The organism is Coprobacter sp. (assembly GCF_982436375.1).
On the sequence record NZ_CEWDCG010000253.1, the window covers coordinates 1 to 3,600 of the forward strand.

The window sequence follows — 3,600 nt, forward strand, 5'->3', positions numbered from 1 at the left end:
GTTCGTTTTCCGAAAATTGTTAAGCGGTCATTCCTATATTTGTTTATATAAAGACACATTTTATATATTAATCATTAACTTTTAAAATCATGAATGCAAAAAGAATTACCGTATTTGTTTTGTGTGTTATCGTTTCGATCGGAATGTTACGAGCTGCAACGAATAATGAGAATCAAGAAAGAGATACTGACCGTACGGAATGGACTGTAACGGCATCTAATTATAAGTATGATTTTCAAAATCCTTCTAAAACTGTCGATGGTGATCTCGATTCTCGTTGGACATTGGGAAAACCGCAAGTTGCGGGAGATTGGATTATTGTCGATATGAAGACTCCTCAGAAATTTAGTGTGATCGAATTACAGCAAGGCCGTAGTGCAAATGATTTCCCTCGAGGTTATGCCGTGTATCTTTCTAAAGATGGAAAAGATTGGGGAAATCCAGTTATTACGGGAGAAGGGATTAAAGGAGATGCAACGGTAATAACTTTTCCTTCATCTGTCGAAACGAGATATATAAAGATCGCATTGACTAAAGATGTTTCGACTTGGTGGAGTATTCACGAATTTTTTGTAAAATAATGTAATGATTTTATGGCAGAATAAAATTGGAATAAGATCATGAATAAATTATTATCGATAAAGCAGATAGCTGTTATTGCCGGAGCATATCTTTTATGTAGTTGTCCGGTAAAAGCCGATATTCGTATGCCACGAATTTTTGGCGACCATATGGTATTGCAGCAGGACTCGCAATTATCTATATGGGGATGGGCCGATCCCGGAGAAAAGGTGGTCGTGACTCTTGCCGGAAAAAAAGGAAAGGCGGTTGCCGGACAGGATGGTAAATGGAAAGTTTCTTTGAAACCCATAAAAACGAAATCGAAAGGGCAGACCCTCACAATAAAAGGAAATAATAAAATTATATATGAGGACGTATTGGTCGGAGACGTGTGGGTCGCTTCGGGACAGTCTAATATGGAGTGGGGTATTAATAAAAATCATTATAAAAAAGATGTAGATGCTTCGGCAGATTCCTTGTTGCGGCTATTTTTTGTCCCGAGAAATACCTCGCTTGATCCTCTGTCCGATATTTATATGCCCGAAGATACCCAAAACCCCGAATGGGCTGCAAAATGGGTTTTATGTACACCTGAGGCATTGAGGAAAATAAACGGACAAGGATTTGCAAGTGCAGCTTATTATTTTGCTCGGGATATTCGTCAAACAAACGGTCGTCCTTTAGGAATAATACAAAGTGCGTGGGGAGGTACACGTGCTGAGGCTTGGACGAGTCTGTCTGCTTTGAAGGCTGAACCTAAGTTGAAACGTTATGTCGATCTTTATGAAAAAAATGTCAGGATAAATCCTGAAGTTGTCGCTAATTATAAACAGAGGAAAGCCGAGTTTGACGTAGCGATAAAAAAGTGGAATAATACTGTGGGTAAAGAGTGGGACAAGGCACAAAAGGAATGGGCTATTGAGGTAAAGAAGGCTCAGGCGGCCGGACTTCCTATTCCTGAAAAACCGAAACCGAGTTCTCCCCGTCCTTCAGATCCGCCTAAACCGAATGGAGGAAATAACGGACCGACCAATCTGTTCAATGCGATGATCAATCCCTTAATTCCTTTGTCGATAAAAGGAGTGATATGGTATCAGGGAGAATTCAATTCCGGAGGATCAGGGAAAGAATATGCTACGCTGTTCCCTTGTCTGATAAACGATTGGAGGCAAAAATGGGGAATAGGAGATTTCCCTTTTATATACGTACAGTTGCCGAATTTCGGACCTGTCGATCAGAAACCTTCAGAAGAAGGACAAGGCTGGCGTTGGGTGCGTGAAGGACAATTAAAAGCTCTTGCTTTGCCCAATACGGCTATGGCTGTGACTATCGATGTCGGTGATCCTTTCGATCTGCATCCGATCGATAAATATGACGTAGGACATCGTTTGGCATTAGCAGCAAGAAAATTAGCATACGGCGAAAAGATAATTGCTTCTGGTCCATTATACCAAAGCATGACGATAGAGGGGGATAAGGCGATTATTCATTTCAGTAATTGCGGAAGCGGATTGACAATAGCATCTTCTCCCTATACACCTAAAGGAGAAAAGCCTAAAAATTCCGAGAAACTTACCGGGTTCTGCATTGCCGGAGAAGACCGTAAATTTGTTTGGACTGATGCCGTGATCGATGGAGATCGAGTGATTGTCTCGAGCCCGAAGGTGCTGAAACTTGTTGCTGTGCGTTATGGATTTTCCAACAGTCCGGTTTGTAACCTGTACAATAAAGAGTTGCTTCCGGCATCTCCTTTCCGTACGGACAATTGGGAAAAATAATTAGAATAGCGATTATTGAGGTTTTACCAACCCGATAATCGCTATTTGTTTTTTATTAATTTGTGATTTTGTTGGAGTAGGACCATAATAGAGCTAATTAGTCTTTAGATATTATGGTGAAGACACTTTAGGAGAGATTACGATTTTCCATGAGGCTATCGGCTGTTCCTGAGGCGTATAATTATATATTTTGTCGATTCCCACTTCTATAAAATTTTCTATTCCGGTATAAATATATACAGGATGTCCGTTTATGAATGATATATTAACCGGATGTTTTTTCAATAAATAATCCGGTTCGTCTTTTCGAAGATCTATTGTTATTTCATGGTTTTGATAGTTTGTTTTTTGCACCTTTAATTCAATAATCCCGTCTTTTATCCGGTTCTCTTTTATAAATGAAGCTATTATTTTATATAAATTGGTGGATAAGGCAAATAGCCCTGTCGATTTGATTTGAGGTAAGTTTTTGAGGGTATAGATGTGCTTAATGAATGAGTCGAGTGGAGCAACAGAATCTTCATATCCTTGGGTTATTCCACTAAAAGCAATATCAGATTCTTCAAGTAAAAAGGAGGAGTCTTTTTGCAGAAATATACTCCACGGATTATGTCCACCTTTTATAGATGTATATTCCAATAAAAATTCGAGAGTGTCGTTTTTTTGTTTGAGAAGATCTTCTATCCCGGAAAAAATAAATACGTTTTTATTTTTTATAGTAATATAGTTTAGTGGTTTCCTGCATAATAGATATAATTGCTCAAACGAGGAAAATGTCGGATTGGTAATAGTGTCTATGGATAAATTGCTATTGAAATTTTGACCTTTCATACTTTTATATTCTATTTCAAACCTATATTTCGATGCTTTAGGATATTTGATCAGAGCTACAACATAATCATCCGCTAACCGTTTGTCGATATATAATGCATATATGCAGCTGTCATCAAATGAAATATAATTATATAGTATGTTGGTTAACTGATTGGAAATAAATCGGTTTTCTAATGTTGAAACTTCACTTTCCGTATTTTGTGCGATACGGTCGTTATTACAATTGATAATAAAAATGAATAATGGTATAAATAGAAGCTTTTTCATAACATTATCTTTTCAATTTATATTTACCATCTAATAAGTTTCTTAGAGTAGAAACTTTATATATAGAGACATATAGATGCTTATAATCTTTAGGTACAATTGCTTTATGTATGATTCCGTCATATTCCGATACTTAATGAGTATTGATGACATTTATTAT

The 3,600-nt window shown here is 37.3% G+C and carries 3 protein-coding genes; 2 read left to right on the top strand and 1 reads right to left on the bottom strand.

Features of this window, described 5'->3' with window-relative positions:
- The first annotated feature begins 89 nt into the window (after positions 1–89).
- Both AC1WHX_RS11210 and AC1WHX_RS11215 read left to right on the top strand, forming a co-directional pair.
- Positions 90–581, top strand: coding sequence for a discoidin domain-containing protein (locus AC1WHX_RS11210; RefSeq protein ID WP_303115594.1), 492 nt, complete (start codon positions 90–92; stop codon positions 579–581).
- Positions 582–620: 39 nt separating this feature from the next.
- The gene (locus AC1WHX_RS11215; protein ID WP_303115591.1) at positions 621–2,339 is read left to right on the top strand and encodes a sialate O-acetylesterase; all 1,719 of its coding nucleotides are present in this window, start codon (positions 621–623) and stop codon (positions 2,337–2,339) included.
- Between the two features lie 111 nt (positions 2,340–2,450).
- Here the strand turns inward: AC1WHX_RS11215 and AC1WHX_RS11220 are convergent, their stop codons facing one another.
- Positions 2,451–3,440 carry a hypothetical protein gene (locus AC1WHX_RS11220; RefSeq protein ID WP_303115588.1) on the bottom strand — a complete coding sequence of 330 codons (990 nt, stop codon included), beginning with the start codon at positions 3,438–3,440 and terminating at the stop codon, positions 2,451–2,453.
- Between the last annotated feature and the right edge of the window lie 160 nt (positions 3,441–3,600).